The sequence below is a fragment of the Enterobacter sp. 5-4 genome (genome assembly GCF_000612205.1).
Classification (GTDB): domain Bacteria; phylum Pseudomonadota; class Gammaproteobacteria; order Enterobacterales; family Enterobacteriaceae; genus Enterobacter; species Enterobacter roggenkampii.
Genome location: NZ_JFHW01000036.1, coordinates 102,103 through 126,192 on the forward strand (window position 1 = coordinate 102,103; position 24,090 = coordinate 126,192).

At 56.1% G+C, this 24,090-nt stretch carries 21 protein-coding genes and 1 pseudogene; 15 read left to right on the forward strand and 7 right to left on the reverse strand.

Going from position 1 to position 24,090, the window contains the following annotated elements:
• Window positions 1-4 precede the first annotated feature (4 nt).
• The 6 genes from folE (at window position 5) to mglC (ending at window position 6,948) form a co-directional block, all read left to right on the forward strand.
• Complete coding sequence (gene folE / locus AA74_RS0120545) at window positions 5-673, forward strand: GTP cyclohydrolase I FolE (RefSeq protein ID WP_008500927.1); 669 nt, start codon at window positions 5-7, stop codon at window positions 671-673.
• A gap of 19 nt (window positions 674-692) precedes the next feature.
• Complete coding sequence (gene yeiB, locus AA74_RS0120550) at window positions 693-1,850, forward strand: DUF418 domain-containing protein YeiB (RefSeq protein WP_023344548.1); 1,158 nt, start codon at window positions 693-695, stop codon at window positions 1,848-1,850.
• A gap of 155 nt (window positions 1,851-2,005) precedes the next feature.
• A complete protein-coding gene (galS, locus tag AA74_RS0120555; protein ID WP_008500924.1) occupies window positions 2,006-3,028 on the forward strand; it encodes an HTH-type transcriptional regulator GalS in 1,023 nt (340 codons plus the stop codon).
• 295 nt (window positions 3,029-3,323) lie between these two features.
• Window positions 3,324-4,322, forward strand: a complete 999-nt coding sequence (gene mglB / locus AA74_RS0120560; protein ID WP_008500923.1) for a galactose/glucose ABC transporter substrate-binding protein MglB — start codon at window positions 3,324-3,326, stop codon at window positions 4,320-4,322.
• A gap of 79 nt (window positions 4,323-4,401) precedes the next feature.
• The gene (gene mglA / locus AA74_RS0120565) at window positions 4,402-5,922 is read left to right on the forward strand and encodes a galactose/methyl galactoside ABC transporter ATP-binding protein MglA (protein ID WP_008500922.1); all 1,521 of its coding nucleotides are present in this window, start codon (window positions 4,402-4,404) and stop codon (window positions 5,920-5,922) included.
• Window positions 5,923-5,937: 15 nt separating this feature from the next.
• The gene (gene mglC, locus AA74_RS0120570) at window positions 5,938-6,948 is read left to right on the forward strand and encodes a galactose/methyl galactoside ABC transporter permease MglC (protein ID WP_008500921.1); all 1,011 of its coding nucleotides are present in this window, start codon (window positions 5,938-5,940) and stop codon (window positions 6,946-6,948) included.
• 49 nt (window positions 6,949-6,997) lie between these two features.
• On the opposite strand, the gene AA74_RS0120575 is transcribed toward mglC, so the two are convergent.
• The 6 genes from AA74_RS0120575 to AA74_RS0120600 all read right to left on the reverse strand — a co-directional run bounded on the left by AA74_RS0120575 (window position 6,998) and on the right by AA74_RS0120600 (window position 12,351).
• Window positions 6,998-8,386, reverse strand: coding sequence for a glutamine synthetase family protein (locus AA74_RS0120575; protein WP_025913185.1), 1,389 nt, complete (start codon window positions 8,384-8,386; stop codon window positions 6,998-7,000).
• 124 nt (window positions 8,387-8,510) lie between these two features.
• Entirely contained in the window at window positions 8,511-9,227 is a 717-nt protein-coding gene (gene sanA, locus AA74_RS0120580) for an outer membrane permeability protein SanA (RefSeq protein ID WP_008500918.1), read from the reverse strand.
• A gap of 127 nt (window positions 9,228-9,354) precedes the next feature.
• Window positions 9,355-10,239 (reverse strand): cytidine deaminase, encoded by an 885-nt coding sequence (cdd, locus tag AA74_RS0120585; RefSeq protein WP_025913187.1) that lies wholly within the window; start codon window positions 10,237-10,239, stop codon window positions 9,355-9,357.
• A gap of 129 nt (window positions 10,240-10,368) precedes the next feature.
• On the reverse strand, window positions 10,369-11,064 hold the full coding sequence (locus tag AA74_RS0120590) for a CidB/LrgB family autolysis modulator (RefSeq protein WP_008500916.1): 696 nt from the start codon (window positions 11,062-11,064) through the stop codon (window positions 10,369-10,371).
• Window positions 11,061-11,456: a CidA/LrgA family protein gene (locus AA74_RS0120595; protein WP_025913190.1), complete on the reverse strand. Its 396-nt coding sequence runs from the start codon at window positions 11,454-11,456 to the stop codon at window positions 11,061-11,063. Before AA74_RS0120595 ends, AA74_RS0120590 begins: the two co-directional genes overlap by 4 nt.
• A 190-nt stretch (window positions 11,457-11,646) precedes the next feature.
• The gene (locus AA74_RS0120600; protein ID WP_025913192.1) at window positions 11,647-12,351 is read right to left on the reverse strand and encodes a type 1 glutamine amidotransferase; all 705 of its coding nucleotides are present in this window, start codon (window positions 12,349-12,351) and stop codon (window positions 11,647-11,649) included.
• Between the two features lie 59 nt (window positions 12,352-12,410).
• Here AA74_RS0120600 and AA74_RS0120605 point away from each other — a divergent pair, with 59 nt between their 5' ends.
• The 8 genes and pseudogenes from AA74_RS0120605 (at window position 12,411) to AA74_RS0120640 (ending at window position 22,662) form a co-directional block, all read left to right on the forward strand.
• A complete protein-coding gene (locus AA74_RS0120605) occupies window positions 12,411-13,208 on the forward strand; it encodes a helix-turn-helix domain-containing protein (RefSeq protein ID WP_025913194.1) in 798 nt (265 codons plus the stop codon).
• A 41-nt stretch (window positions 13,209-13,249) separates the two neighbouring features.
• Window positions 13,250-14,182: a tRNA dihydrouridine(16) synthase DusC gene (gene dusC, locus AA74_RS0120610; protein WP_025913197.1), complete on the forward strand. Its 933-nt coding sequence runs from the start codon at window positions 13,250-13,252 to the stop codon at window positions 14,180-14,182.
• A gap of 358 nt (window positions 14,183-14,540) precedes the next feature.
• On the forward strand, window positions 14,541-15,830 hold the full coding sequence (locus AA74_RS0120615; RefSeq protein WP_371258293.1) for a carbohydrate porin: 1,290 nt from the start codon (window positions 14,541-14,543) through the stop codon (window positions 15,828-15,830).
• 166 nt (window positions 15,831-15,996) lie between these two features.
• Complete coding sequence (gene licT, locus AA74_RS0120620) at window positions 15,997-16,830, forward strand: BglG family transcription antiterminator LicT (RefSeq protein WP_025913201.1); 834 nt, start codon at window positions 15,997-15,999, stop codon at window positions 16,828-16,830.
• 24 nt (window positions 16,831-16,854) lie between these two features.
• A pseudogene (bglF, locus tag AA74_RS0120625) lies at window positions 16,855-18,820 on the forward strand (PTS beta-glucoside transporter subunit IIABC).
• 12 nt (window positions 18,821-18,832) lie between these two features.
• On the forward strand, window positions 18,833-20,227 hold the full coding sequence (locus AA74_RS0120630; protein WP_025913204.1) for a glycoside hydrolase family 1 protein: 1,395 nt from the start codon (window positions 18,833-18,835) through the stop codon (window positions 20,225-20,227).
• Between the two features lie 201 nt (window positions 20,228-20,428).
• Window positions 20,429-21,847: a multidrug resistance outer membrane protein MdtQ gene (mdtQ, locus tag AA74_RS0120635; RefSeq protein WP_025913206.1), complete on the forward strand. Its 1,419-nt coding sequence runs from the start codon at window positions 20,429-20,431 to the stop codon at window positions 21,845-21,847.
• 50 nt (window positions 21,848-21,897) lie between these two features.
• Window positions 21,898-22,662 (forward strand): SDR family oxidoreductase, encoded by a 765-nt coding sequence (locus AA74_RS0120640; RefSeq protein ID WP_025913207.1) that lies wholly within the window; start codon window positions 21,898-21,900, stop codon window positions 22,660-22,662.
• Window positions 22,663-22,744: 82 nt separating this feature from the next.
• Here the strand turns inward: AA74_RS0120640 and AA74_RS0120645 are convergent, their stop codons facing one another.
• A complete protein-coding gene (locus AA74_RS0120645) occupies window positions 22,745-23,317 on the reverse strand; it encodes a DedA family protein (RefSeq protein WP_008500905.1) in 573 nt (190 codons plus the stop codon).
• Window positions 23,318-23,474: 157 nt separating this feature from the next.
• Here AA74_RS0120645 and AA74_RS0120650 point away from each other — a divergent pair, with 157 nt between their 5' ends.
• Complete coding sequence (locus tag AA74_RS0120650) at window positions 23,475-24,062, forward strand: Yip1 family protein (RefSeq protein WP_025913210.1); 588 nt, start codon at window positions 23,475-23,477, stop codon at window positions 24,060-24,062.
• Window positions 24,063-24,090 lie beyond the last annotated feature (28 nt).

Sequence of the window (24,090 nt, forward strand, 5' to 3'; positions counted from 1 at the left end):
CAAAATGTCATCACTCAGTAAAGAAGCTGCCCTGGTCCACGAAGCCCTGGTTGCGCGCGGTCTTGAAACGCCACTGCGTCCGCCCGTACAGGATTTGGACAATGAAACCCGCAAGCGTCTGATTGCCGGTCACATGACCGACATCATGGAGCTGCTGAATCTCGATCTGAGTGACGACAGTCTGATGGAGACGCCGCACCGCATCGCGAAAATGTACGTCGACGAAATTTTCTCCGGCCTGGATTACGCCAACTTCCCGAAAATCACCGTCATTGAAAACAAGATGAAAGTGGATGAGATGGTAACGGTCCGCGATATCACGCTGACCAGCACCTGCGAACACCATTTCGTGACCATCGACGGTAAAGCGACCGTGGCGTATATCCCTAAAGACACGGTGATTGGCCTGTCGAAGATCAACCGCATCGTGCAGTTCTTCGCTCAGCGTCCGCAGGTGCAGGAGCGCCTGACCCAGCAGATCCTGACCGCGCTGCAAACGCTGCTGGGCACCAATAACGTGGCCGTCTCTATCGACGCGGTTCACTACTGCGTGAAAGCGCGCGGCGTGCGCGATGCCACCAGTGCGACCACCACAACCTCGCTGGGCGGTCTGTTTAAATCGAGCCAGAATACCCGCCAGGAGTTCCTGCGCGCCGTACGTCACCACAACTAAGTCTGACAGGGCAGGGACCATGGAGCGAAACGTCACGCTCGATTTTGTTCGCGGCGTCGCCATTCTCGGTATCCTGCTGCTTAATATCACCGCCTTCGGTTTGCCGAAGGCGGCGTATCTCAATCCCGCGTGGTATGGCGACATCACCCGCAGTGATGCCTGGACCTGGGCAATACTCGATCTCTTTGCGCAGGTCAAATTCCTTACGCTCTTCGCCCTGCTGTTTGGCGCAGGCCTGCAGCTTCTCCTCAAACGCGGTACGCGCTGGATTCAGTCGCGCCTGACGCTGCTGGTTATCCTCGGTTTTATCCATGGCCTGTTCTTCTGGGACGGCGATATTCTTCTCGCGTATGGGTTAGTCGGGCTCATCTGCTGGCGCCTCATTCGCGATGCGCACAGCGTTAAAAGCCTGTTCAACACCGGCGTGATGCTCTATGTCATGGGGCTTGGGGTACTGCTGCTGCTGGGGATGATCTCCGGGGAGACGACGAATCGTGCCTGGATCCCGGATGCCGCTAACCTGCAGTACGAACAGTTCTGGAAGCTGAAGGGCGGTACGGAAGCGATAAGCAACCGCGCGGATATGCTGGGGGATAACCTCCTCGCGCTGGGCGCGCAATACGGCTGGCAGCTGGCGGGCATGATGCTGATGGGCGCGTCACTGATGCGCACCGGCTGGCTGAAAGGGGAATTCAGCCTGCGTCACTATCGTCGCACAGGCGCCGGTCTGGTGCTGCTCGGCGTGCTGATTAACCTCCCGGCGGTGATAGCGCAGTGGCATATCCACTGGGATTACCGCTGGTGCGCGTTCCTGCTCCAGGTGCCGCGTGAACTGAGCGCACCGTTCCAGACCATCGGCTACGCGGCGCTGATCTACGGCTTCTGGCCCTCGCTTTCTCGTCTGTGGATGGTCAGCGCTATCGCCTGCGTGGGACGCATGGCATTAAGCAATTACCTCCTGCAAACGCTGATCTGCACCACGCTTTTCTATCGCTTTGGCCTGTTTATGAAATTCGACCGACTTACGCTGCTGGCGTTTGTTATTCCGGTCTGGGCAGTAAACCTGGCGTTTTCTGTTCTCTGGCTACGCTATTTCCGCCAGGGACCGCTGGAGTGGGTATGGCGTCAGTTAACCGCACGTGCTTCAGGGATATCATTGAAAAATACATCCAGATAACGATCTGGATCACAATCATTAACAAAACGGATGTAAGCGTTTTCATGACTGTGAGCTTCTTCACGTAGTCCCCTTTCTCTCGCTGCCAAAATAGCCACCTTGCTAAACACAGGGGGTGTCTGTGAGTTGCTGCAATCCTTTGAAGGATGGTGAATATGATCACCATTCGTGACGTCGCCCGTCAGGCGGGCGTTTCTGTGGCTACCGTCTCACGCGTGCTCAACAATAGCGCGCTGGTCAGCCCTGAAACCCGAGAAACCGTAATGAAAGCCGTGACCCAGCTCGGGTACCGGCCAAATGCCAATGCCCAGGCGCTTGCGACGCAGGTCAGCGACACCATCGGCGTGGTGGTGATGGATGTCTCGGATGCCTTTTTCGGCGCACTGGTGAAAGCGGTCGATATGGTCGCCCAGCAGCATGAGAAATATGTCCTGATCGGCAATAGCTATCATGAGGCGGAAAAAGAACGCCATGCCATTGAAGTGCTGATCCGCCAGCGCTGTAATGCCTTGATTGTTCACTCAAAAGCCTTGAGCGATGAAGAGCTAACCGGATTGATGGAGCAGATCCCGGGCATGGTGCTGATCAACCGCATCGTCCCCGGCTATGCCCACCGCTGCGTCGGGCTGGATAACGTCAGCGGCGCCATGATGGCCACGAAAATGCTCATTAACAACGGGCATCAGCGGATCGGTTATCTGGCCTCCAGCCACGCGATTGAAGATGACGAACTGCGGCGCGAGGGGTGGCAAAACGCCCTGAAAGAGCATGGCATTACGCCATCCGAAAGCTGGGTGGGGACCGGCACGCCGGACATGCAGGGCGGTGAAGCGGCGATGGTAGAGCTGCTGGGCCGCAATCTGCAATTGTCTGCGGTGTTTGCCTATAACGACAGCATGGCGGCAGGCGCCCTGACCGCGCTGAAGGATAACGGCATTGCGGTGCCACAGCATTTATCACTCATTGGTTTCGATGATATTCCGATTGCCCGTTACACCGACCCGCAGCTGACAACCGTGCGTTACCCGATTGCCTCTATGGCGAAACTGGCGACTGAGCTGGCGTTACAGGGGGCCGCAGGCATGCTGGATCCGGGGGCAACACACTGTTTCATGCCGACTTTAGTGCGCCGCCACTCCGTCGCGGCCCGGCAAATTGTGGTTCCGATCACTAACTGATTACATGTGGTGATGTAACCGTTTTCAATCTGTGAGTAAATTCACAGTATCTTAACAAGGCGCTGACTATGATGTCAGCGTTTTAGGGGCTGAAACGCTATGTAACAGTGATTATTCACTTTCACTATAGCCAATGTGCCGCAAACAACGAATAAAACGCATTTCTGGAGCGTTACCGAACACGGAAGAGAGAAATTTTATAAGTGAACCTCGGCTGTCAGTAACGTTTTATTAACATCTGCCCGCCGCTCGTTATTCACAAGAACTACCCTGCATAAAAAAAACCGGAGATACCATGAATAAGAAGGTGTTGACCCTGTCTGCTGTAATGGCAAGCATGCTTTTTGGTGCAGCAGCGCACGCTGCGGATACCCGTATTGGTGTGACCATCTATAAATACGACGACAACTTCATGTCTGTTGTGCGTAAAGCGATTGAGAAAGATGCGAAAGCAGCGCCAGACGTTCAGCTGCTGATGAACGACTCCCAGAATGACCAGTCCAAACAGAACGACCAGATCGACGTTCTGCTGGCGAAAGGCGTGAAAGCCCTGGCCATCAACCTGGTTGACCCGGCTGCAGCAGGCACGGTTATTGAAAAAGCGCGCGGCCAGAACGTGCCGATCGTCTTCTTCAACAAAGAACCTTCCCGTAAGGCGCTGGATAGCTACGACAAAGCATATTACGTCGGTACCGACTCCAAAGAGTCCGGTATTATTCAGGGCGATCTGATCGCGAAACACTGGGCGGCGAACCCGAACTGGGACCTGAACAAAGACGGTCAGATTCAGTTCGTGCTGCTGAAAGGCGAACCTGGCCATCCGGATGCTGAAGCGCGTACCACCTACGTTATCAAAGAGCTGAACGACAAGGGCCTGAAAACCCAGCAACTGGCGTTAGATACCGCGATGTGGGATACCGCTCAGGCGAAAGATAAAATGGACGCGTGGCTGTCCGGCCCTAACGCCAACAAAATCGAAGTGGTTATCGCCAACAACGATGCGATGGCAATGGGTGCGGTAGAAGCGCTGAAAGCACACAACAAATCCTCTATCCCGGTATTCGGCGTAGATGCGCTGCCAGAAGCGCTGGCGCTGGTTAAATCCGGTGCGATGGCCGGTACCGTGCTGAACGATGCCAACAACCAGGCGAAAGCCACCTTCGACCTGGCGAAAAACCTGGCCGATGGCAAAGGTGCGGCAGATGGCACCAACTGGAAAATTGACAACAAAATCGTTCGCGTACCTTACGTGGGCGTAGACCAGTCCAACCTGGCTGAGTTTATCGGTAAATAAAAGAGTTAACTTGTCTTCACTGGGCGCAGCGAGTTGCGCCCTTTTATAACGCGATATGCGAGGCCAACAAGGTATAATTATGGTCAGCACAACAACTCAGTCATCCGGTGAATACCTGTTGGAAATGAGCGGTATCAACAAGTCATTTCCCGGCGTTAAGGCACTCGATAATGTTAATTTAAAAGTGCGTCCTCACTCTATTCATGCATTAATGGGGGAGAACGGTGCGGGTAAATCAACATTATTAAAATGTCTTTTTGGGATCTATCAAAAAGATTCTGGCAGCATTCTTTTTCAGGGGAAAGAGATCGATTTCCATTCAGCGAAAGAAGCACTGGAAAACGGTATCTCGATGGTTCACCAGGAATTAAACCTGGTGCTGCAGCGTTCAGTCATGGATAACATGTGGTTGGGGCGTTATCCCACCAAAGGTGTTTTTGTCGATCAGGACAAAATGTATCGCGACACCAAGGCGATTTTCGACGAGCTGGATATTGATATCGATCCGCGCGCCCGCGTGGGAACATTATCCGTCTCCCAGATGCAGATGATCGAAATTGCCAAAGCGTTCTCCTATGATGCGAAAATTGTCATCATGGACGAACCGACATCCTCATTAACGGAAAAAGAGGTTAACCACCTTTTTACCATTATTCGTAAGCTGAAAGATCGCGGCTGCGGCATTGTGTACATCTCCCACAAAATGGAAGAGATCTTCCAGCTGTGCGATGAGATCACTATCCTGCGCGACGGCCAGTGGATCGCCACGCAGCCGCTGGAAGGGCTGGACATGGACAAGATCATCGCCATGATGGTCGGCCGTTCCCTGAACCAGCGCTTCCCGGACAAAGAGAACAAGCCGGGCGAAGTGATCCTGGAAGTGCGCAACCTGACCTCGTTACGTCAGCCGTCTATCCGCGATGTCTCCTTCGACCTGCACAAGGGTGAAATCTTGGGGATTGCTGGCCTGGTGGGGGCAAAGCGTACCGATATCGTGGAAACCCTGTTTGGCATTCGTGAGAAAGCCGAAGGCACCATTACGCTGCACGGTAAGAAAATCAATAACCACAACGCCAACGAAGCCATTAATAATGGTTTTGCGCTGGTGACGGAAGAGCGTCGTTCGACCGGTATTTATGCTTATCTGGATATTAACTTTAACTCGTTAATTTCTAACATTCGCAATTACAAAAACAAAGTCGGGCTGCTGGATAATTCCCGCATGAAAAGCGATACCCAGTGGGTGATTGACTCCATGCGCGTGAAAACGCCAGGCCACCGCACCCAGATTGGTTCGCTGTCAGGCGGTAACCAGCAGAAAGTGATTATTGGCCGTTGGTTATTAACGCAGCCCGAAATCCTGATGCTGGATGAGCCGACCCGCGGTATTGACGTCGGCGCGAAGTTTGAAATTTATCAGCTGATTGCCGAGCTGGCGAAAAAGAATAAAGGGATCATTATTATTTCTTCCGAAATGCCGGAACTGTTAGGGATCACGGACCGTATTCTGGTTATGAGCAATGGTCTCGTCGCCGGTATTGTTGACACCAAAACGACAACGCAAAACGAAATTTTGCGTCTTGCGTCTTTGCACCTTTAAGATCAGGGGCTCCTCATGAGTGCGTTAAATAAAAAAAGTTTTCTCACTTACCTGAAAGAAGGCGGTATTTACGTTGTTCTTTTAGTCTTGCTGGCAATCATCATTTTCCAGGACCCTACGTTCTTAAGCCTGCTGAACCTGAGTAACATTCTGACCCAGTCCTCCGTGCGTATTATCATTGCGCTGGGCGTGGCGGGCCTGATCGTGACCCAGGGGACGGACCTTTCTGCCGGTCGTCAGGTGGGTCTGGCGGCGGTTATCGCGGCAACCCTGCTGCAGTCGATGGAAAACGCCAACAAGGTCTTCCCGGAAATGGCCACCATGCCGATTTTCGTGGTGATCCTGATTGTCTGCGCCATCGGTGCGGTGATTGGTCTGATCAACGGTATTATCATCGCCTACCTGAACGTGACGCCATTCATCACCACCCTGGGCACGATGATCATCGTTTACGGTATCAACTCCCTGTACTACGACTTCGTCGGTGCTTCGCCCATCTCGGGCTTTGACAGCGGCTTCTCGACCTTTACGCAAGGGTTTATCGCGCTGGGCAGCTTCCGCCTGTCGTATATCACCTTCTATGCGCTGATTGCGGTCGCCTTTGTCTGGATCCTGTGGAACAAAACGCGCTTTGGCAAAAACATCTTCGCTATCGGCGGTAACCCGGAAGCGGCGAAAGTCTCCGGCGTAAACGTTGCCCTGAACCTGCTCATCATCTATGCCCTGTCCGGGGTGTTCTACGCCTTCGGCGGGATGCTGGAAGCGGGCCGCATCGGCTCTGCAACGAACAACCTTGGCTTCATGTACGAGCTGGATGCGATCGCAGCCTGCGTGGTGGGCGGCGTCTCCTTCAGCGGCGGCGTGGGTACCGTACTCGGCGTGGTGACCGGTGTGATCATCTTCACCGTCATCAACTACGGGTTGACCTACATCGGCGTGAACCCGTACTGGCAGTACATCATCAAGGGCGCCATCATTATCTTCGCGGTTGCGCTGGATTCACTGAAGTACGCCCGTAAGAAGTAATCGTCACTCGCCATACCCGGCCCGCTCACCGAGCGGGCTTTTTTATGCCCTATGCCAGATGGGACTCCTCCTGCGTCACAATCCGCTCAAACCAGTCGAGTTCAGAAAGCTTGCAGGCGACCCACTGTTCGGAAAAGGCGTCGCCCAGGCTGTCGGTGAGATACTGACAGCGGGCAAAGGCCTCAATCGCCTCCTGCTGGAACAGCGGCAGTTCGGGTTGGTCGTGCTGCGGCTCAGGGAGATCCCCCTCGTCGATATGTTCCAGCCCGTACAGCATGCCTGTCAGGATAGTGGCTGTGACCAGATACGGATTCGCATCTGCCCCGGCCAGCCGGTACTCAATGCGACGGTTGCTCTCATCCGAGCAGGGAATACGCAAGGCGGCGGAGCGTGTGTTATAGCCCCAGGAGTTAAAGACGGGTTCCGTCAGGTTTTTACGCAGGCGACGAAACGCGTTGACCCCCGGCGCAAGAATGGCGACGGAGGCGGGCATCAGCGCCAGCTGGCCCGCTATGCACAAGCGCATCATACTGCTCAGCGCGTTCACCGGCGAGGCAAAAACGTTTTCGCCACGGCTATCGTTCAGGCTGAAATGGATGTGCAAACCGCTGCCGGAGAGCTGGCTGAACGGCTTAGCCATAAAATTGGCCTGAAGACCATGCTTTTCAGCGACATAGCGGGTCAGGCGGCGCAGGGCCAGCACGTTATCACAGACCTCTACGACGCGCTGGCTGTGCTTCAGGTTTAATTCGTACTGTCCGGGCTCGGCTTCCGCTACCACCCCTGACAGCGGGATGCGCTGCAGGTGCGCCAGCTGTTCCAGCTCGTCAAACAGCGCCGCGTGCGCCGACGAGGTATCCATATGAAAACAGCCATGATTTTGCGGATCGCGATCGCCCTGTCCCGTCAGATAGAACTCGATTTCCGGGGCAATCACCGGGAAGAGGCCGTGCTGGTGGAAGCGGGCCACGACGTTCTGCAGTATCGCGCGCGGCTCAAGCGGGCAGGGGTTACCGTCGCTGTCTTTCATCGTCAGCAGGATCTGCGCCGTGTGCTCTGGATCCTGCGGACAGGGACGCAAAGAGCCGGCGACAGGGACGCACAGCCGGTCGGGTTCATCATAAAGCGGGGCGGCGATGTTTCCCTTCTGATCCATTGAGTAGACGGAAAGCGGAAAATAACAGCCTTTTTCCAGGCTCAGCATGCTCTCTACCGAGAGGCGCTTGCCGCGCATCGTGCCGTTAATATCGTTCAGGTAAACGTCTACATGTTTCGTCTGCGGGTAACGTTCCAGATAATCGGCCACTTCCACGGCAACGTTGTGCTGCAGGGCGTCAATTTTTTCATCCAGCCAGAGGCCAGAATTAAGTGCGCCAGGGAGTGATAAGCCGGGAAAGTTAAAGTACGGGCGGAGACTTTTGAGGAAAAACGCATTCATTATCGAGTTCATAGTCATTCTTCAATGAAGCCGTAGCGGCAGTGAACTCAGCTTAAAAGAGCCGACGTAAAGGGGAGATAAAAAGCGTCAGGCCCGGCGTAAAGAAAGTATAAAGGCGGCTCTGTTATTTCTCTTTTTTCTGCATATCCAGCAGCTGCTCGGGCGTGACGGCCGGATAACCCTGCGCGTCTTCCGGCACTTCGTGCATCGCCGGAATCGGCACCAGCGGGCCTAAAAAGCGCGGTTCGCGCTTAAAGATATACAGATCGGCCAGGGCACCAAAGCGGGCGCCGAACTCGCGGACGCGCACGCTCAGCATATCTTTTGGCGACGGCACCGCGTAGCACTGCGCCTGAATGCCCATGTGCAGGGCGATAAACAGCGCGCGCTCGCAGTGGAAGCGCTGGGTGATGATGATGAAGTCGTTGGTGTCGAAGACTTTGCGCGTGCGGACGATGGAGTCCAGGGTGCGGAAGCCCGCGTAGTCGAGCACGATATCGGCAGGATCCACGCCCGCGGCAATCAGGTCCTTACGCATCGTCACCGGCTCGTTATAGCTTTGCAGGGCATTATCGCCGCTCAGCAGCAGGTAGTTCACCTTGCCGCTGTTGTAGGCGTTCAGCGCACCCTGAATGCGGTAACGGTAATACTGGTTGATGACGCCGGTGCGGTAGTACTTGGCGGTGCCGAGCACCACGCCAACCTGACGATAGGGCAGGTCCTGCAGGTCGTCAAAGATATAGGGGGCGGTTTTCCAGCTCATCCAGCGGTCGAGGCCGAGCACGATCAACAGCAGTATGCCGACCAGGACAGACAGGCTGTAAAAAACGCGCTTTAACATGCAGATGGCTCGTACCGAAGGTGAAATTTAACTCAGGCTACTTTACCCGCCTGGTTAGCGCAAGAAACAGCGACTCAACTGAGGGGTTTTTCAACAAACTGGCGGGCATTTCTGCCCGCCGGAAGGGTTACGCCAGCAGCACGCGGTCAATCGTTGTACAGCCCAGCGCTTTAAGCGTTGCGGCAGTGGCATCCCACTGAATCAGCGGCGCATCGGCAATTTCTGCCAGAATGGCGCGCTGAATGTCAGGATAATCATAGCCGTTCAGGCTCAGCAGGTTGAGTGCGCCCTGCAGCGGCGGCAGCGTTGGGTTAAACGCGGCGTTTTCCGCATAGCTGCCGGTGAAGATGCGGCCATCGCGACACTGCAGCGCCACGCCGCTCGGGGACGTGCTGTACGGCGTGTGGCTCTTGTTGGCGGCGGTAATCGCCGCCTGGCTCAGGTCATCGCCGGACAGGGCGAAACCGTGGTCCTGCTCGTCCATCAGCAGGGTTTTGATCTCCAGATCTTTCGGGCCAAACGCGTCAGGCAGGTAATCCGCCAGCGTGTGCGGCGCGCGACCCGGCAGATTGATGCGCAGCTGCAGCCCGCTGTTCAGCTCGTTCATAAACTGACGGCAGTGGCCGCACGGAGTGTAGTTAACGGTTATGGCGCTCAGGGCTTTTTCACCGCGCAGCCAGGCGTGGCTGATGGCGCTCTGCTCGGCGTGCACGGTCTGCTGCATGGTTGCGCCCAGGAACTCCATGTTGCCGCCGAAGTACCAGGTGCCGCTGACGCCGCGCGCAATGGCCCCGACGTTGAAGTGGGAGAGATCGGCTCGCGCGCAGGCGGCAGCCAGAGGAAGCAGTGCGAAAGCCAGCGCGTCTTCGTCCAGTCCCGTTGCCTGTTTCAGCATCGTGACCTGCTCCGCGGTCAGCAGGGCGGGGAAGTGCGCATCTGCCAGAACGGGAGCAAGGGCTGACTGCAAATTCTCTGCAAGCTGGGCGAAAGCAGCTTGAAAACGTGGGTGCATGGCGTTTGCCTCATAAAGGTTAATGGATCGGTAGTTTACGGAGCCGTCAGGGCTTTATATGTGATCCACATCTCATTATGTATGCAACTTATGAAATCAAAATGAAATTTGCGCGACGCATCGCAAATTTTAGCCCATCACTGCCAGAATCAGCGGGAAAATGAACGGGGCCAGCAGGGAGGTAATAATCCCGCAGATCACCAGCGCCAGGGAGCTAAACGCCCCTTCCTGATAATCCAGCTCCGCGCAGCGGGCAGTGCCCAGCGCGTGCGAGGCGGTGCCCATCGACAGCCCCCGTGCCGCCTTAGTATGAATACGCATCGCGTTCAGCAGGGTGTGGCCAAACACCGCGCCGAGAATACCGACGAAAATGACGCACATCGCGCTGATGGCCGGAATGCCGCCGAGGCTGCCCCCAACCGCCATCGCGATAGGCGTGGTCACCGATTTAGGCAGGATTGACGCCGCAATCTGTGGGGAAGCGCCCATCAGCAGCGCCACTGACGTGCCGGTGATCATCGCCACCAGGCTACCCACAAAACAGATGGTAATGATGGATTTCCAGCGGGCGCGGATCTGGTGCAGCTGCTCGTATAAAGGAAACGCCAGCGCCACGACGGCGGGTTGCAGCAGGTCGTTTAAGATTTTGCTGCCGGCAAAGTAGCGTTCGTAAGGAATGCCGGTGAGCAGCAGGAACGGAATTATCACCACCATCGCCACCAGCAGGGGGTTCAGCAAGGGCATTTTGAAACGCGCGGCAAGCTTACGTGCGGCGAAAAAGACTGCAAGGGTGAGCGGCAGGGACCACCAGATATTGTCCATCATTTTTTTGTTTTCTCCCCAATCACGTTACGTTCGCCATGCACCAGATGTGAACTCCAGCTCACCACCAGGAAAACCACCAGCGTACTCACCGCGCAGGAAACAACAATCGGGCCGAACTGGGCTTTGAGCAAATCAAAATACTGCATGACCCCGACGCCGATAGGCACGAAAAGCAGCGCCATATAGCGAATGAGGACGAAGCAGCCGGGATTGACCCACTTTGCAGGCAGGATTTGCAGCGCCAGCAGCACGAAGAGGATCAGCATGCCGATAATGCTGCCGGGAATGGTGATGGGCAGCAGCGACGCGATGAAAATCCCGGCATACAGGCAGGCGTAAATCAGGACGAATGCGCGCAGATATTGCCAGATAACGTTCAATGATTTGCTCATGGTGATAGTCCTTGCTGAAACGCATTCATCATACAATTAAACCTAAAAATGTGCCACGGATCACATCATGAATTTTGAGCATACCAGACATTCCGGAATGGAACGTCTGGTATCACCTTACTGGTGCAGGCTACAGTTTAGAGGAAAGGGGTTGCGCTGGCGAAGTAACGCGCCAGAGAAGGCATCAGCGTCAGGCGGTCAGCTTATCGAGAAAAGAAAACAGCACCTGGTTCATTTCGCGATAATCATGCGAGCGGAGTTTTTCCGCCGTTTCGACAAAACGGAATTCACCCGCACGGCGAAGGTCATTCTGCGAATGCTCAATCAGCAACTCTACCACCTCCGGCGTCAGCTCCATATGGCACTGGAAACCGTAAACCCGTTCGCTGTACTGCACGATCTGGCGGGGACAGCCCTCGCTGTAAGCCAGAACCTTAGCCTGCGGCGTCAACCCAGGCATGTCGTTATGCCAGTGACCGACGTTCAGCACGCTGCCAAAGCCCTCAAACAGCGGGTTCGCCTTGCCTGCATCTGTGAGCCTGACGGGAAATTTGCCGATCTCTTTTTCCGGGCTGTGGCAAAACGCGGCGCCCAGCGCTTCGCCGATAAGCTGTGAGCCCAGACAAACGCCTATCACCGTTTTACCTGCCTCTATCGCGCGGCTGATGAGTGCCTTTTCCGCCTGCGCATCAAACCAGGGGCATTCCTCACGCGTGGTGGCGGGGGACTGCGGGCCTCCCATGATGATAAGCAGGTCTGTGCCCCCCAGCTCCTCAGGTAACGAATCGCCCTGATACACTCTGGTATAGCTCAGACTGCAGCCGCGACTTTTCCCCCAGATTTCATAGGCGCCTGGCGCCTCGAAATGTTCATGAATAATAAAATGGATGTGCATTGCGTCTCTCTCTGGTTACGTGTACAAGCAGCATCATAAGAGGAAGGGGGGAATGTGAAATGCCAACCGTTATCGATAAAACGCCAATTCACGACGATGCTATCGGATGGTCAAGAGGGGCAATTCGCTATACGCGCGGCGAAGTCGATCCGCCTCACCAGCATTCGCAGGGACAACTTTTGTTTGCCATCAAAGGAGTCATGCTGGTCGAAACCGGCAGCCAACGCTGGGTCATACCGCCGCAGCGCGCGCTGTGGATCCCTCCCTTTCAGGAGCATACCTACAGCGTGTTATCCGCAACGGAGCTTCGCGCGGTCTGGTTTAGCCCGGCACTGATTTCGCAATGCGAACCTTTTAAGCGGAAAGACGAGGTTCACGTGATTATGGCCACAGCGTTGTTCAAAGAGCTGATTGCCGGGCTGTTCAGCGCGGAATACCGGCCGGCAAGCCAGCGCAGCATGGCCGTTTTGCTGCTCGACATCCTCAGCGAGACGCAGCAGATTTCTGCCGAACTGCCGATGCCCGTGGATGAGCGCTTACATCGCGTGGCCTGTGACCTCATTGCCAACAATCTCTGGGATCTCTCTCTGGAAAGGCTGGCGGAACGGGCCGCGATGTCTGAACGCACATTTTCACGTGCGTTTATCAACGATACCGGCTTTAGCTTCCGGGCCTGGCGACAGCGCGCAAGGATTTGTGCCTCGCTGGATCTTCTCGCCAACGGATACCCGGTTAAGCAGGTGGCCTGGATGCTGGGGTTTTCCGGCCCGGCGGCATTTGCGGCGGCGTTTCGCGCCATTGTTGGGGCAACGCCGGGTGACTTTCTGCCTGAACAGAAGCGCTTCCCAGCGATATAGAGAGCGGCTACTATAGCGCGTCTTTTTTCACAGGTACTGCTATGCGTGTTTTACTGGCCCCAATGGAAGGCGTGCTCGACTCCCTCGTGCGCGAGCTTCTGACCGAGGTGAACGACTACGATCTCTGCGTGACGGAGTTTTTGCGCGTGGTCGATATGCTGTTGCCGGTAAAATCCTTCTTCCGGCTTTGCCCCGAGCTGCACAACCAGAGCCGGACCTCTTCCGGCACGCTGGTGCGGATTCAGCTCCTCGGCCAGTATCCGGAATGGCTGGCGGAAAACGCCGCCCGCGCGGTTGAGCTGGGCTCTTACGGGGTGGATCTCAACTGCGGCTGTCCGTCTAAGCTGGTGAACGGCAGCGGCGGCGGGGCGACGTTGCTGAAAGATCCTGAGCTGATTTACCGCGGCGCGAAAGCCATGCGCGAGGCCGTGCCCGCGCATTTGCCGGTGACGGTAAAGGTTCGGCTGGGATGGGACAGCGATGCCCGACAGTTCGAGATTGCCGATGCGGTGCAGCAGGCCGGGGCCACCGAGCTGGTGGTGCATGGCCGCACTAAAGAAGATGGCTACAAAGCCGATCGCATAAACTGGCAGGCGATCGGTGAGATCCGCAAACGCCTCTCCATTCCGGTGATCGCCAACGGCGAAATATGGGATTACGAGAGCGCGCAGGCCTGTCTGCAGGCCACCGGCTGCGATGCGGTCATGATCGGCCGCGGCGCGCTGAATGTGCCCAACCTCAGCCGGGTGGTGAAATATAACGAACCGCGTATGCCGTGGGCAGATGTCGTCACGCTACTGCAAAAATACAGCCGTCTGGAAAAGCAGGGCGATACCGGTTTGTATCACGTCGCGCGTATTAAGCAGTGGCTGAGTTATTTACGCAAAGAGTACGAGGAAGCGCTGGGGTTATTTCAGGAGATTCGTACATTACAGACGTCGGCTGATATTGCCCGGGTGATTCAGTCCAAATAATAAGCGTTAAATTGCTCACACTTTTTTAAAACAGAAAACAGTTCAGGTTTTCAACGTGGCGCGACGGTGTTAAGGTGCCACTGTTTTCAACGCAGGATTGTGACTGGTTAACAGGCAAAACCTAAGCGTTCCACAGCATTTTCGCTGTGGGGCGCTTAGGTTTTTTTTTGCCTGTCATTTACGCAGGAGAGATATTTGGCTTAGCGCTTTTTAATGATTTTAAAAAAAGAAATAGCGACAGGAAATGGAAAAATTTCCTGCGGCCGGTTACGCACTCAATACTCAATCACAGGTTGTTATCATGGCATATAAAAATAAACTCTATGCGTTCGCCTTATTGGCGATATCCCCGCTGTCGATGGCGCAAGACTGGAACGGTACGGTATTAGGGTTTGAAGCTCCGCCGGAGCCTGTGCTGGGCGAAATGCTCGGCATACGTAAAATCCTTAACGATAACGGTTTTACCTATAACCTCGGATACCTGAATGAAATTGGCTGGAACGGCGGTGGCGGATATAACCACGACTCCCACGTGGCCTATATTGACCAGTTCGCGCTGACCTTCAACCAGGACCTGGAGCGCTGGACCGGTATCCCGGACGCGCGTATCGAGGGGAACATCGTCAACCGTAACCACAATGACGATCTCACCACCAAACGCGTGCAAGACCCGCGCGTCAACTTCAACGATCTGACCCAGGAGAGCTGGGGCGGGCAGTCGATTACCCGTCTGGGCTGGCTGACCTTTGCCCGCAGCTTTGACGACCGGCGTCTGACCTGGCGCATCGGGATGATGAACAAGGTGCAAACCTTCGATCAAATTATCCCTTGTGATTTCCAGCTGCTGTCCCAGTGCGGCGGGAAGTCAGCCAACTCGCTGACCTGGAACAACTGGAACGTACACACCTGGGGCACCACGCTTGCCTATAAACTCACGCCGACGCTGACCTTAAAAGGCGGTGTGATGGAGCAGAATCCGCAGGCCGCCAGCCGCAGCCATGCCTGGAGCTGGTCGACGAAGGGCAGCAAAGGGGTCTTACTGCCGGTTGAAATCGAAGCGCGTCCGCTGATTAACGGCCTGCCGGGCGCGTACAACCTGGGCGTGGTGTTTACCAACGCGCCGCAAACCGATCTCTATCGCGGCAAATCCGGCGGGGCGGGGGCGACGGACTCGGACGGATTCGATACCCACAGCCGGACCTGGTTCATGTACGCCGGGCTGAACCAGCAGCTTACTCAGCATCAGGATGACCCGAATCGCGGGTTGAGCACCTCGTTCAGCATGAGCCTTGCGGATCAGCGCAGTAACTACATGCACCAGGTTTACGCCGCCTCGCTGCGCTACCGCGGGCTGTTTGATGCCCGACCGGAAGACTGGATTGGCTTTGGCTTAACCTGGATTGATATGAGCAGCCAGTACGCGCGCAACCAGCGTTACCTGAACAGCCTGAGCGGCGTAAGCGATTATGACAATCCGGCATATCACCCGGTGCCGGGCCATTCCCTGAACGGCGAGTTTTACTACCGCTTTCGTCCGGTGTCATGGCTTGAACTGCAGCCTGGCATTCAGTACTGGCACCATCCCGGCGGGGTCAGTCGCACCCAGGATGCCTGGGTCACCGAGCTGAAAACGGTGGTGACCTTCTGATATCACGGTAGCAAGTTCGATCCGCGTCACGTTTCTGACGCGTGACGCATTGAGGCTACGAATGAAACTGTTAGAGTGCCAGAACTGGATTGTTACTGCTTAGGCAGGCAAAACCTGATTTTCTGGCATCTGCCGGAGGTCAGGTTTTTTTGTTTCTGGGGTTCAGATGAAAATCGCCAAGATACTCAATAATAACGTGGTGGTTGTTCAGGATGAGCGCGGGCGCGAACAGGTGGTGATGGGCCGTGGGCTGGCCTTTCAGAAGCGCGTCGGTGAAGCGCTGGATACCGCGCGGGTTGAAAAGGTGTTTGCGTTACAAAGCGATGAACTGGTGCGTCGGCTCGGCGAGCTGCTGAGTCAGATTCCGCTGGAGGTGATGACCACCTGCGACCGCATCATCGGGCTGGCGGCGCAGCGGCTGGGCAAGCTGCAGGAGAGCTTGTATATCACCCTCACCGATCACTGCTACTTTGCGATTGAGCGGCAGAAGAACGGGTTGGCCATCAAAAACGTGCTGCTGTGGGATATTAAACGGCTGTATCCGAAGGAGTTCGAATTAGGGCAGGAGGCGCGGGCCATTATCGCCAGACGCCTTAACGTCGAACTGGAGGAGGATGAGGCCGGTTTTATCGCGCTGCATCTGGTCACCGCGCAGCTTAACAGCGAAATGCCGGAGGTGATGCACGTGACGCGGGTGATGCAGGAGATCCTGCAGCTGGTGAAGTATCAGCTGCAGCTTGAGTATGACGAAGAGTCGCTCAGCTACCAGCGTTTCGTCACCCACCTGAAGTTTTTTGCCCAGCGGATGCTCAGCCGCACCGTGGTGGAAGATGACGATGTCTCGCTGCATACGGCAGTCAAAGACAACTACGCGAAGGCGTGGAAATGCGCCGAGAAAATTGCGCAGCACCTGAACAAAAGCTATCAGCGTGAGCTGACAACCGAAGAAATTATGTTCCTCGCCATTCATATCGAGCGGGTGAGAAAAGAGGGGCGTTAAGCCTCAAAACAGGATTGTTACTGCATCACGCAGGCAAAACCTGAGCGCGGCCTTCGTCAGAAGGTCGTTCTCGGGTTTTTTTATTTTTGTACTCAGTCAACAGGTGCCTGCGGGCATCGGATGTAAGGAAATCGAGATGGAATACCAGGCTTTAGCGAAGGATATTCTCGGCCACGTTGGCGGAAAAGAGAACATCGTCAGTCTTGTGCACTGCGCGACCCGGCTTCGCTTCAAACTGAAAGAGAATCAACGGGCGGATGCGGAAGGGCTCAAGAAAAATCCGGGCGTGATCATGGTGGTCGAAAGCGGCGGCCAGTTTCAGGTGGTGATTGGCAACCACGTTCACGACGTCTGGCAGGCTGTCCGCAATGAAGCAGGCCTGACCGACGACGCCCCTGTCGTGGAAGAGAAGGGCGAAAAGGGGAACCTGCTGGGCCGCCTGATTGATATCGTCTCCGGGATCTTTACCCCGTTTATCGGCATTCTGGCCGCGTCCGGTATTTTGAAGGGGCTGCTGGCGCTGGCCGTGGTCTGCGGCTGGCTCACGACCGAGAGCGGCACGTATAAAATCTGGTTTGCCGCCAGCGATGCGCTGTTTTTCTTCTTCCCGCTGGTGCTGGGCTATACCGCCGGGAAAAAGTTTGGCGGCAACCCGTTTATTACCATGGTGATCGGCGGGGCGCTCACCCATCCGGTGATGATTGCGGCATTTAACGCCAGCCAGCAGCCGGGGGCGGTATCGGAAGCCTTTTTGGGCATCCCCGTCACGTGGTTCAACTACAGCTCGTCGGTGATCCCGATTATTCTCGCCGCGTGGGTCAGCTGCTGGCTGGAAAAACAGAGCACCAGGCTGCTGCCTTCCTCGATGAAAAACTTCTTCGTGCCGCTGATCTGTCTGGGCGTGACCGTGCCGCTGACTTTCCTCGTTATCGGGCCGCTGGCGACCTGGCTGAGCCAGATGCTGGCGAACGGCTATCAGACTATTTACGTTCTGGCACCGTGGCTGGCGGGCGCGGCGATGGGCGCGCTGTGGCAGGTCTGCGTTATTTTTGGCCTGCACTGGGGGCTGGTGCCGCTGATGATCAACAACCTGGCGGTGCTGGGGCATGACTCCATGCTGCCCATGCTTTTGCCTGCGGTGTTTGGCCAGGTGGGGGCGGCGCTGGGCATTTTCCTGCGTACCCGCGATGCGCGTCAGAAAATGCTGGCCGGTTCATCCGTGACGGCAGGTATTTTTGGTATCACCGAACCCGCAGTGTATGGCGTAAACCTGCCGCTGCGCCGTCCGTTTATCTTTGGCTGCGTGGCTGGCGCTATCGGTGGGGCGATTGTCGGCTTCAGCGACACCCACGTTTACTCCTTCGGCTTCGCCAATATCTTTACCATCGCTCAGATGATTCCGCCGGGCGGCGTGGACGCCACGCTGTGGGGAGGCATTATCGGCACGGTGGTGGCGCTGGTGCTGAGCTGCGGCCTGACGCTGCTCGCCGGTATGCCAGGAAACACCGCGCCAGAAGGTGTGGTCTCCGCGGGCGAAAACGATGTGCTATCGCCGATGACCGGTACCGTTCTTGCTCTCGACCAGGTGCCGGATACCACGTTTGCCAGCGGCCTGCTGGGCAGCGGCGCCGCGATTATTCCCTCCGATAACAAAGTGGTTGCCCCGTTTGCCGGTGTGGTGGCTTCGCTGTTCCAGACCAAACACGCCATCGGCCTGCTCAGTAACAGCGGGATTGAAGTGTTGATCCACGTGGGTATCGACACCGTGAAGCTCGACGGCAGGCCGTTTACCGCCCATGTGAAGGTCGGTGACAAGGTGCAGCCCGGCGATCTGCTGCTGGAGTTTGACCGACAGGCGATTATCGATGCCGGATACGACCTGGCGACCCCGATTATTATCAGTAACAGCGACGAGTATCGCGAGGTGGCGACCGTGGCGGCAACGTCCGTCATTGCCGGTGCGCCGTTACTCAGCGTCAGTCATCAATAACAGGAGAACGTGATGAAAACTTTCCCGGACGATTTTTTATGGGGTGGCGCGGTTGCCGCGAATCAGGTAGAGGGTGCGTATCTGGAGGAGGGGAAAGGGCTGTCCACCTCTGACGTTCAGCCGCAGGGTGTCTTCGGCCCGGTAGTTGAGCGCGTCCCTGGGGACAGCGGCATCAAGGATGTCGCCATCGACTTCTATCATCGCTACCCGGAAGACATCAAGCTGTTCGCCGAGATGGGCTTTAGCTGCCTGCGCGTCTCCATTGCCTGGACCCGCATTTTTCCGAACGGTGACGAGCAGCAGCCGAACGAGGCGGGGCTGGCGTTTTACGACCGGTTGTTTGACGAGCTGGCCGCGCACAACATCACGCCGCTGGTGACGCTGTCGCACTATGAAATGCCGTGGGGGCTGGTGAAGCAGTACGGCGGGTGGGGCAGCCGTCAGACTATCGGCTTCTTTGAGCGCTATGCCCGTACCGTGTTTGCGCGCTACAAAGAGAAGGTCAAGCTGTGGCTGACCTTCAACGAGATCAATATGTCTCTGCACGCGCCGATGACCGGCGTCGGTCTGCCGGAAACCAGCAGCAAAGGGGAGGTGTACCAGGCGATCCACCACCAGCTGGTGGCCAGCGCGCTGGCGGTGAAGGCCTGCCATGAGATTATCCCGGATGCCAGAATCGGTAACATGCTGCTGGGCGGCCTGATGTATCCGCTGACCTGCAAGCCGGAAGATGTTCTGGAGACGCTGCAGGAAAACCGCGCGTGGCAATTCTTTGGCGACGTGCAGTGTCGCGGCGCCTACCCGGGCTATATGCAGCGCTTCTTCCGTGACAACGGCATTCAGCTTGAGGTTACGGATGCCGACCGCGAGGCGCTGAAATCTACCGTCGATTTTATCTCCTTCAGCTACTACATGACGGGCTGCGTCACCGCGGACGACGCCCTCAACCAGCAGGCGCGCGGCAACATCCTGAGCATGGTGCCAAACCCGCATCTGGCCAGTTCCGAATGGGGCTGGCAGATTGACCCCATCGGCCTGCGTACTCTGCTAAACGTGCTCTGGGATCGCTATCAGAAGCCGCTGTTTATCGTGGAAAATGGCCTCGGGGCGAAGGATAAACCGGACGCAGACGGCGTGGTGAAGGACGACTACCGCATCAGCTATCTCAACGATCACCTGGTGCAGGTGCGGGAAGCCATTGAAGACGGCGTTGAGGTGATGGGCTACACCAGCTGGGGGCCCATCGATCTGGTAAGCGCATCAAAAGCTGAACTCTCTAAGCGCTACGGCTTTATTTACGTCGATCGCGATGACAGCGGGAAAGGCACGCTGGCGCGCAGCCGTAAGAAAAGTTTCTACTGGTATAAAGAGGTTATTGCGACAAAAGGCGCTTCGCTGAAAGTTTAATAACGCGATCAACCTGACAGGGGATGTTCACCCTGTCGGGTTGATTATTTTTTATTTGCATAATTCAATTTAAATAATAATTGTGGTGAATATTTTTCCGTATATTTAAATCTATGACAATTTACGCATTGCCACGCATTACTAAAAAAATAAAGAGAATCAAGCGTAATTTGCGCCTTTATTTTTTGAGTTTATGGCGTCATGAAACGTTCTCTTATTTTATCTCTGAGTGCTCCCTTCGTTTTTATTCTGGCTGCCTGTGCGCCTGAACATGCCACGGTATCTCCCATTAAAACGCAAACCACGGCGGCGTCGGTGAATACGGTGCTGAATCATCAGGACTGGCCGAAAAATGAGTGGTGGAAAGCATATAACGATCCGGAACTTAACGGGCTTATTGCGAAAGCATTAAGCGATGCGCCGGATATGCAGATTGCCCGTCAGCGCATTACGCTTGCGGAAGCCCAGGCCAAAGCGGCTATGGCATCCGACGGTCCGCAGATTGATTTTTCAGCGGATGCCGAACGTCAGAAAATGTCCGCCGAGGGGCTGATGGGGCCCTTTGCCATTACCGACCCGGCTGCAGGGACAACCGGGCCGTGGTACACCAACGGCACCTTTGGCCTGACGGCAGGCTGGGATCTCGATCTGTGGGGAAAAAATCGCGCGCAGGTCGAAGCCCGGATTGGCAAAGTGAATGCGCAAAAAGCGGAGTTGGAGCAGACCCGTCAGCTGCTGGCCAGCAGCGTGGCGCGGCTCTACTGGGAGTGGCAAACGCAGGCCGCCGTGGGGGAGGTCCTCGCGCAGATTAAACATGAGCAGGACAATATTATCGGTGCCGATCGCGAGCTGTATCAACACGGGATCACCTCCTCCGTGGAGGGCGTTGAAACGGATATCAACGCCAGCAAAACCGAAGAGCAGCTGGCCGAAGTCAACGGGAAAATGAAAGCCATTGAGGCGCGCCTGGTCGCGCTGACGAACGCCTCCTCCGTGAAGCTGACGCGGCACGCTTTGCCAACGGTGGAAGCCTCGCTATCGTCGACGCTCGGCTATGAGCTGCTGGCACGCCGTCCGGATCTGCAGGAGGCGCACTGGTATATCGAAGCCTCCATGAGCGAAGTGGAGGCCGCCCGAGCGGCGTTTTATCCTGACGTGAACCTGATGGCGTTCTTACAGCAGGATGCCCTCCATCTGAGCGATCTGTTCCGTTCGTCCGCGCAGCAGATGGGCGTGACCGCCGGGCTGACGCTGCCGATTTTCGACAGCGGCAGGCTTAACGCCGGGCTGGATATCGCTCAGGCGCAGAACAACCTTTCAGTAGCCAACTACAACAAAGCGGTGGTAGAAGCCGTCAATCAGGTGGCACACACGGCCAGTGAAGTCGAAACGCTCATGGCGAAAAACAGCCACCAGCAGCAGGTTGAAAAAGATGCGGCACGGGTTGTAGCGCTGGCGCAGGCGCGTTTCAGCGCGGGGATCGTTGCGGGCTCCCGGGTCAGTGAAGCCAGAATACCGGCCCTCAAAGAGCACCTCGAAGGACTGCTGCTGAAGGGGCAGTATGTGGACGCCACGCTGCAGCTGACCTCCGCGCTGGGCGGTGGCTATCATCATGGCTAAAAAAGGTCATTAACTATACTTACCTCTTTGCAGTTTTTCAGGAGGTGAGTATGACCAGAGTAGCGATTGTGACCGCATCGGATTCCGGGATTGGGAAAACCACGGCCCTGATGCTGGCAGAGCGCGGGTTTGATATTGGCGTCACCTGGCACTCGGATGAGAAAGGGGCGCTGGAAACCTGCCGTGAAGTCGAAGCGCAGGGGCAGCGCGCGGAGGCTGTCCATCTTGATCTAAGCACGCTGCCGGAAGGCGCTGAGGCCATAGAGACGCTGATTGCGCGCTTTGGCCGGCTGGACGTGCTGGTCAATAATGCAGGGGCGATGACCAAAGCGCCGTTCCTCGAGATGCCGTTTGACGACTGGCGGAATATTTTCACCGTCGACGTGGACGGGGCGTTTCTCTGTTCACAGATAGCCGCAAGGCAGATGGTGAAGCAGGGGGAAGGGGGACGGATTGTGAACATCACCTCGGTGCATGAACACACGCCTCTGCCGCAAGCGAGTGCCTACACGGCGGCTAAACACGCGCTCGGCGGGTTAACCAAATCCATGGCGATGGAGCTGGTGAAGCACAACATTCTGGTGAACGCCGTCGCGCCGGGCGCGATTGCCACGCCGATGAACGACATGGACGACAGCGAAGTGAAGGAAGGCTCCATGCCGGAAATCCCGCTGGCAAGGCCGGGCCACACGAAAGAGATTGCCAGCCTGGTGGCGTGGCTGTGTAACAGCGACGCCAGCTATACAACAGGGCAATCGTTTATCGTCGACGGGGGCTTTATGCTGGCGAACCCGCAGTTTAAGCCGGAGGGATAGATTCCCCTCTCCCTGTGAGAGAGGGTATTTTTAGTTCCCTCTCCCTGTGGGAGAGGGTTAGGGTGAGGGCATCAGGCCGCACTCACTCCTCATCCCGCGTCTTTTCACGGTGCTTCAGCCACAGTCGCACCGCAATCACCGCCACAACCACCAGAATCAACCACGCCCAGTGCTTCAGGTGCTGGTCGAGATTATGCAGCCAGGGCGCAATCACTTCGCCCCCTACATAACCGAGCGTCGTAAAGATCAGCGCCCAGGCAATCGCGCCCACAATATTGAGCGGCAGAAAAATTTTGGGCGGCAGATGGCTGGCGCCAATCAGTATCGGCCCGATAATGCGAAAGCCATACATAAAGCGCGTGCCAATAACGAACAGGTAGGGATGACGTTGAATGAGCCGCTGAGCGCGGCGGATTTTCTTCTGATGCTTTGCGAAACGCTTGAGCAGCGTGGGCCCAAAGCGCAGCCCCAGAAAGTAGAGCAGCTGATCGCCTATCATCCCGCCCAGCGCGACCGCGGCAACAACCAGCGGGAACTTCAGTAACCCCTGATGCGCGGCGACGCCCCCTAACAGCGTGATGGTTTCACCTTCTGCCACGCTGCCGATGACCAGCGCGGCATAGCCATATTGCTCAATGAGTGCGTTAATATCCATTACGTAACGGTTTTCTCCCTCTGCGTGCCTCGTTTAATCATATACCCCTTGAATCAACGGCGGGGAAATCAACGGAAATTTCCCACTGTACATAAAATAATCTAAAGCCTGCATTATACTTAAGGTATCGCTGACGGGCCGACAACAAGGGGGCGCTATGAACCATGTCTGGGGACTTTTCTCCCATCCCGATCGTGAAATGCATGTCATTAAAAGTGAGAACGAAACGGTCTCGCATCATTACACGCACCACGTGCTGCTGATGGCCGCGGTGCCGGTAATATGCGCTTTTATCGGAACGACACAAATCGGCTGGAACTTCGGTGACGGCACCGTGGTTCAGCTTTCCTGGTTTACCGGACTCTATCTTGCCATCATCTTTTATGGCCTGATGCTGGCGGGGGTGGCGGTCATGGGGCGCGTCATTCACTGGATGGCGCGTAACTATCCGCAGCGTCCATCGCTGGCGCACTGTATGGTCTTTGCCGGGTATGTCGCGACCCCGCTGTTCTTAAGCGGTATTGTTGCGCTCTATCCACTGGTCTGGCTGTGCGCGCTGGTCGGTACCATTGCCCTCTTTTACACCGGTTATCTGCTGTATCTGGGGGTTCCTACCTTCCTGAATATCAATAAAGAAGAGGGGCTGAGCTTCTCGAGCTCAACGCTCGCCATCGGGGTGCTGGTGCTGGAGGCGCTCCTGGCGCTGACGGTGATTCTTTGGGGTTATGGATACCGTCTCTTCTGAGTTCACTGCATTGCTGGCGTAAATGCCA

Coding starts and splice junctions, on each gene's coding strand:
- AA74_RS0120650 (WP_025913210.1), top strand. CDS start 23,475: ATGAACCATGTCTGGGGACTTTTCTCCCATCCCGATCGTGAAATGCAT.
- mdtQ (WP_025913206.1), top strand. CDS start 20,429: ATGAAACGTTCTCTTATTTTATCTCTGAGTGCTCCCTTCGTTTTTATT.
- AA74_RS0120600 (WP_025913192.1), bottom strand. CDS start 12,351: ATGCACATCCATTTTATTATTCATGAACATTTCGAGGCGCCAGGCGCC.
- AA74_RS0120645 (WP_008500905.1), bottom strand. CDS start 23,317: ATGGATATTAACGCACTCATTGAGCAATATGGCTATGCCGCGCTGGTC.
- mglA (WP_008500922.1), top strand. CDS start 4,402: ATGGTCAGCACAACAACTCAGTCATCCGGTGAATACCTGTTGGAAATG.
- AA74_RS0120595 (WP_025913190.1), bottom strand. CDS start 11,456: ATGAGCAAATCATTGAACGTTATCTGGCAATATCTGCGCGCATTCGTC.
- cdd (WP_025913187.1), bottom strand. CDS start 10,239: ATGCACCCACGTTTTCAAGCTGCTTTCGCCCAGCTTGCAGAGAATTTG.
- mglC (WP_008500921.1), top strand. CDS start 5,938: ATGAGTGCGTTAAATAAAAAAAGTTTTCTCACTTACCTGAAAGAAGGC.
- AA74_RS0120615 (WP_371258293.1), top strand. CDS start 14,541: ATGGCGCAAGACTGGAACGGTACGGTATTAGGGTTTGAAGCTCCGCCG.
- yeiB (WP_023344548.1), top strand. CDS start 693: ATGGAGCGAAACGTCACGCTCGATTTTGTTCGCGGCGTCGCCATTCTC.
- folE (WP_008500927.1), top strand. CDS start 5: ATGTCATCACTCAGTAAAGAAGCTGCCCTGGTCCACGAAGCCCTGGTT.
- dusC (WP_025913197.1), top strand. CDS start 13,250: ATGCGTGTTTTACTGGCCCCAATGGAAGGCGTGCTCGACTCCCTCGTG.
- galS (WP_008500924.1), top strand. CDS start 2,006: ATGATCACCATTCGTGACGTCGCCCGTCAGGCGGGCGTTTCTGTGGCT.
- AA74_RS0120575 (WP_025913185.1), bottom strand. CDS start 8,386: ATGAATGCGTTTTTCCTCAAAAGTCTCCGCCCGTACTTTAACTTTCCC.
- sanA (WP_008500918.1), bottom strand. CDS start 9,227: ATGTTAAAGCGCGTTTTTTACAGCCTGTCTGTCCTGGTCGGCATACTG.
- AA74_RS0120640 (WP_025913207.1), top strand. CDS start 21,898: ATGACCAGAGTAGCGATTGTGACCGCATCGGATTCCGGGATTGGGAAA.
- licT (WP_025913201.1), top strand. CDS start 15,997: ATGAAAATCGCCAAGATACTCAATAATAACGTGGTGGTTGTTCAGGAT.
- mglB (WP_008500923.1), top strand. CDS start 3,324: ATGAATAAGAAGGTGTTGACCCTGTCTGCTGTAATGGCAAGCATGCTT.
- AA74_RS0120630 (WP_025913204.1), top strand. CDS start 18,833: ATGAAAACTTTCCCGGACGATTTTTTATGGGGTGGCGCGGTTGCCGCG.
- AA74_RS0120590 (WP_008500916.1), bottom strand. CDS start 11,064: ATGATGGACAATATCTGGTGGTCCCTGCCGCTCACCCTTGCAGTCTTT.
- AA74_RS0120605 (WP_025913194.1), top strand. CDS start 12,411: ATGCCAACCGTTATCGATAAAACGCCAATTCACGACGATGCTATCGGA.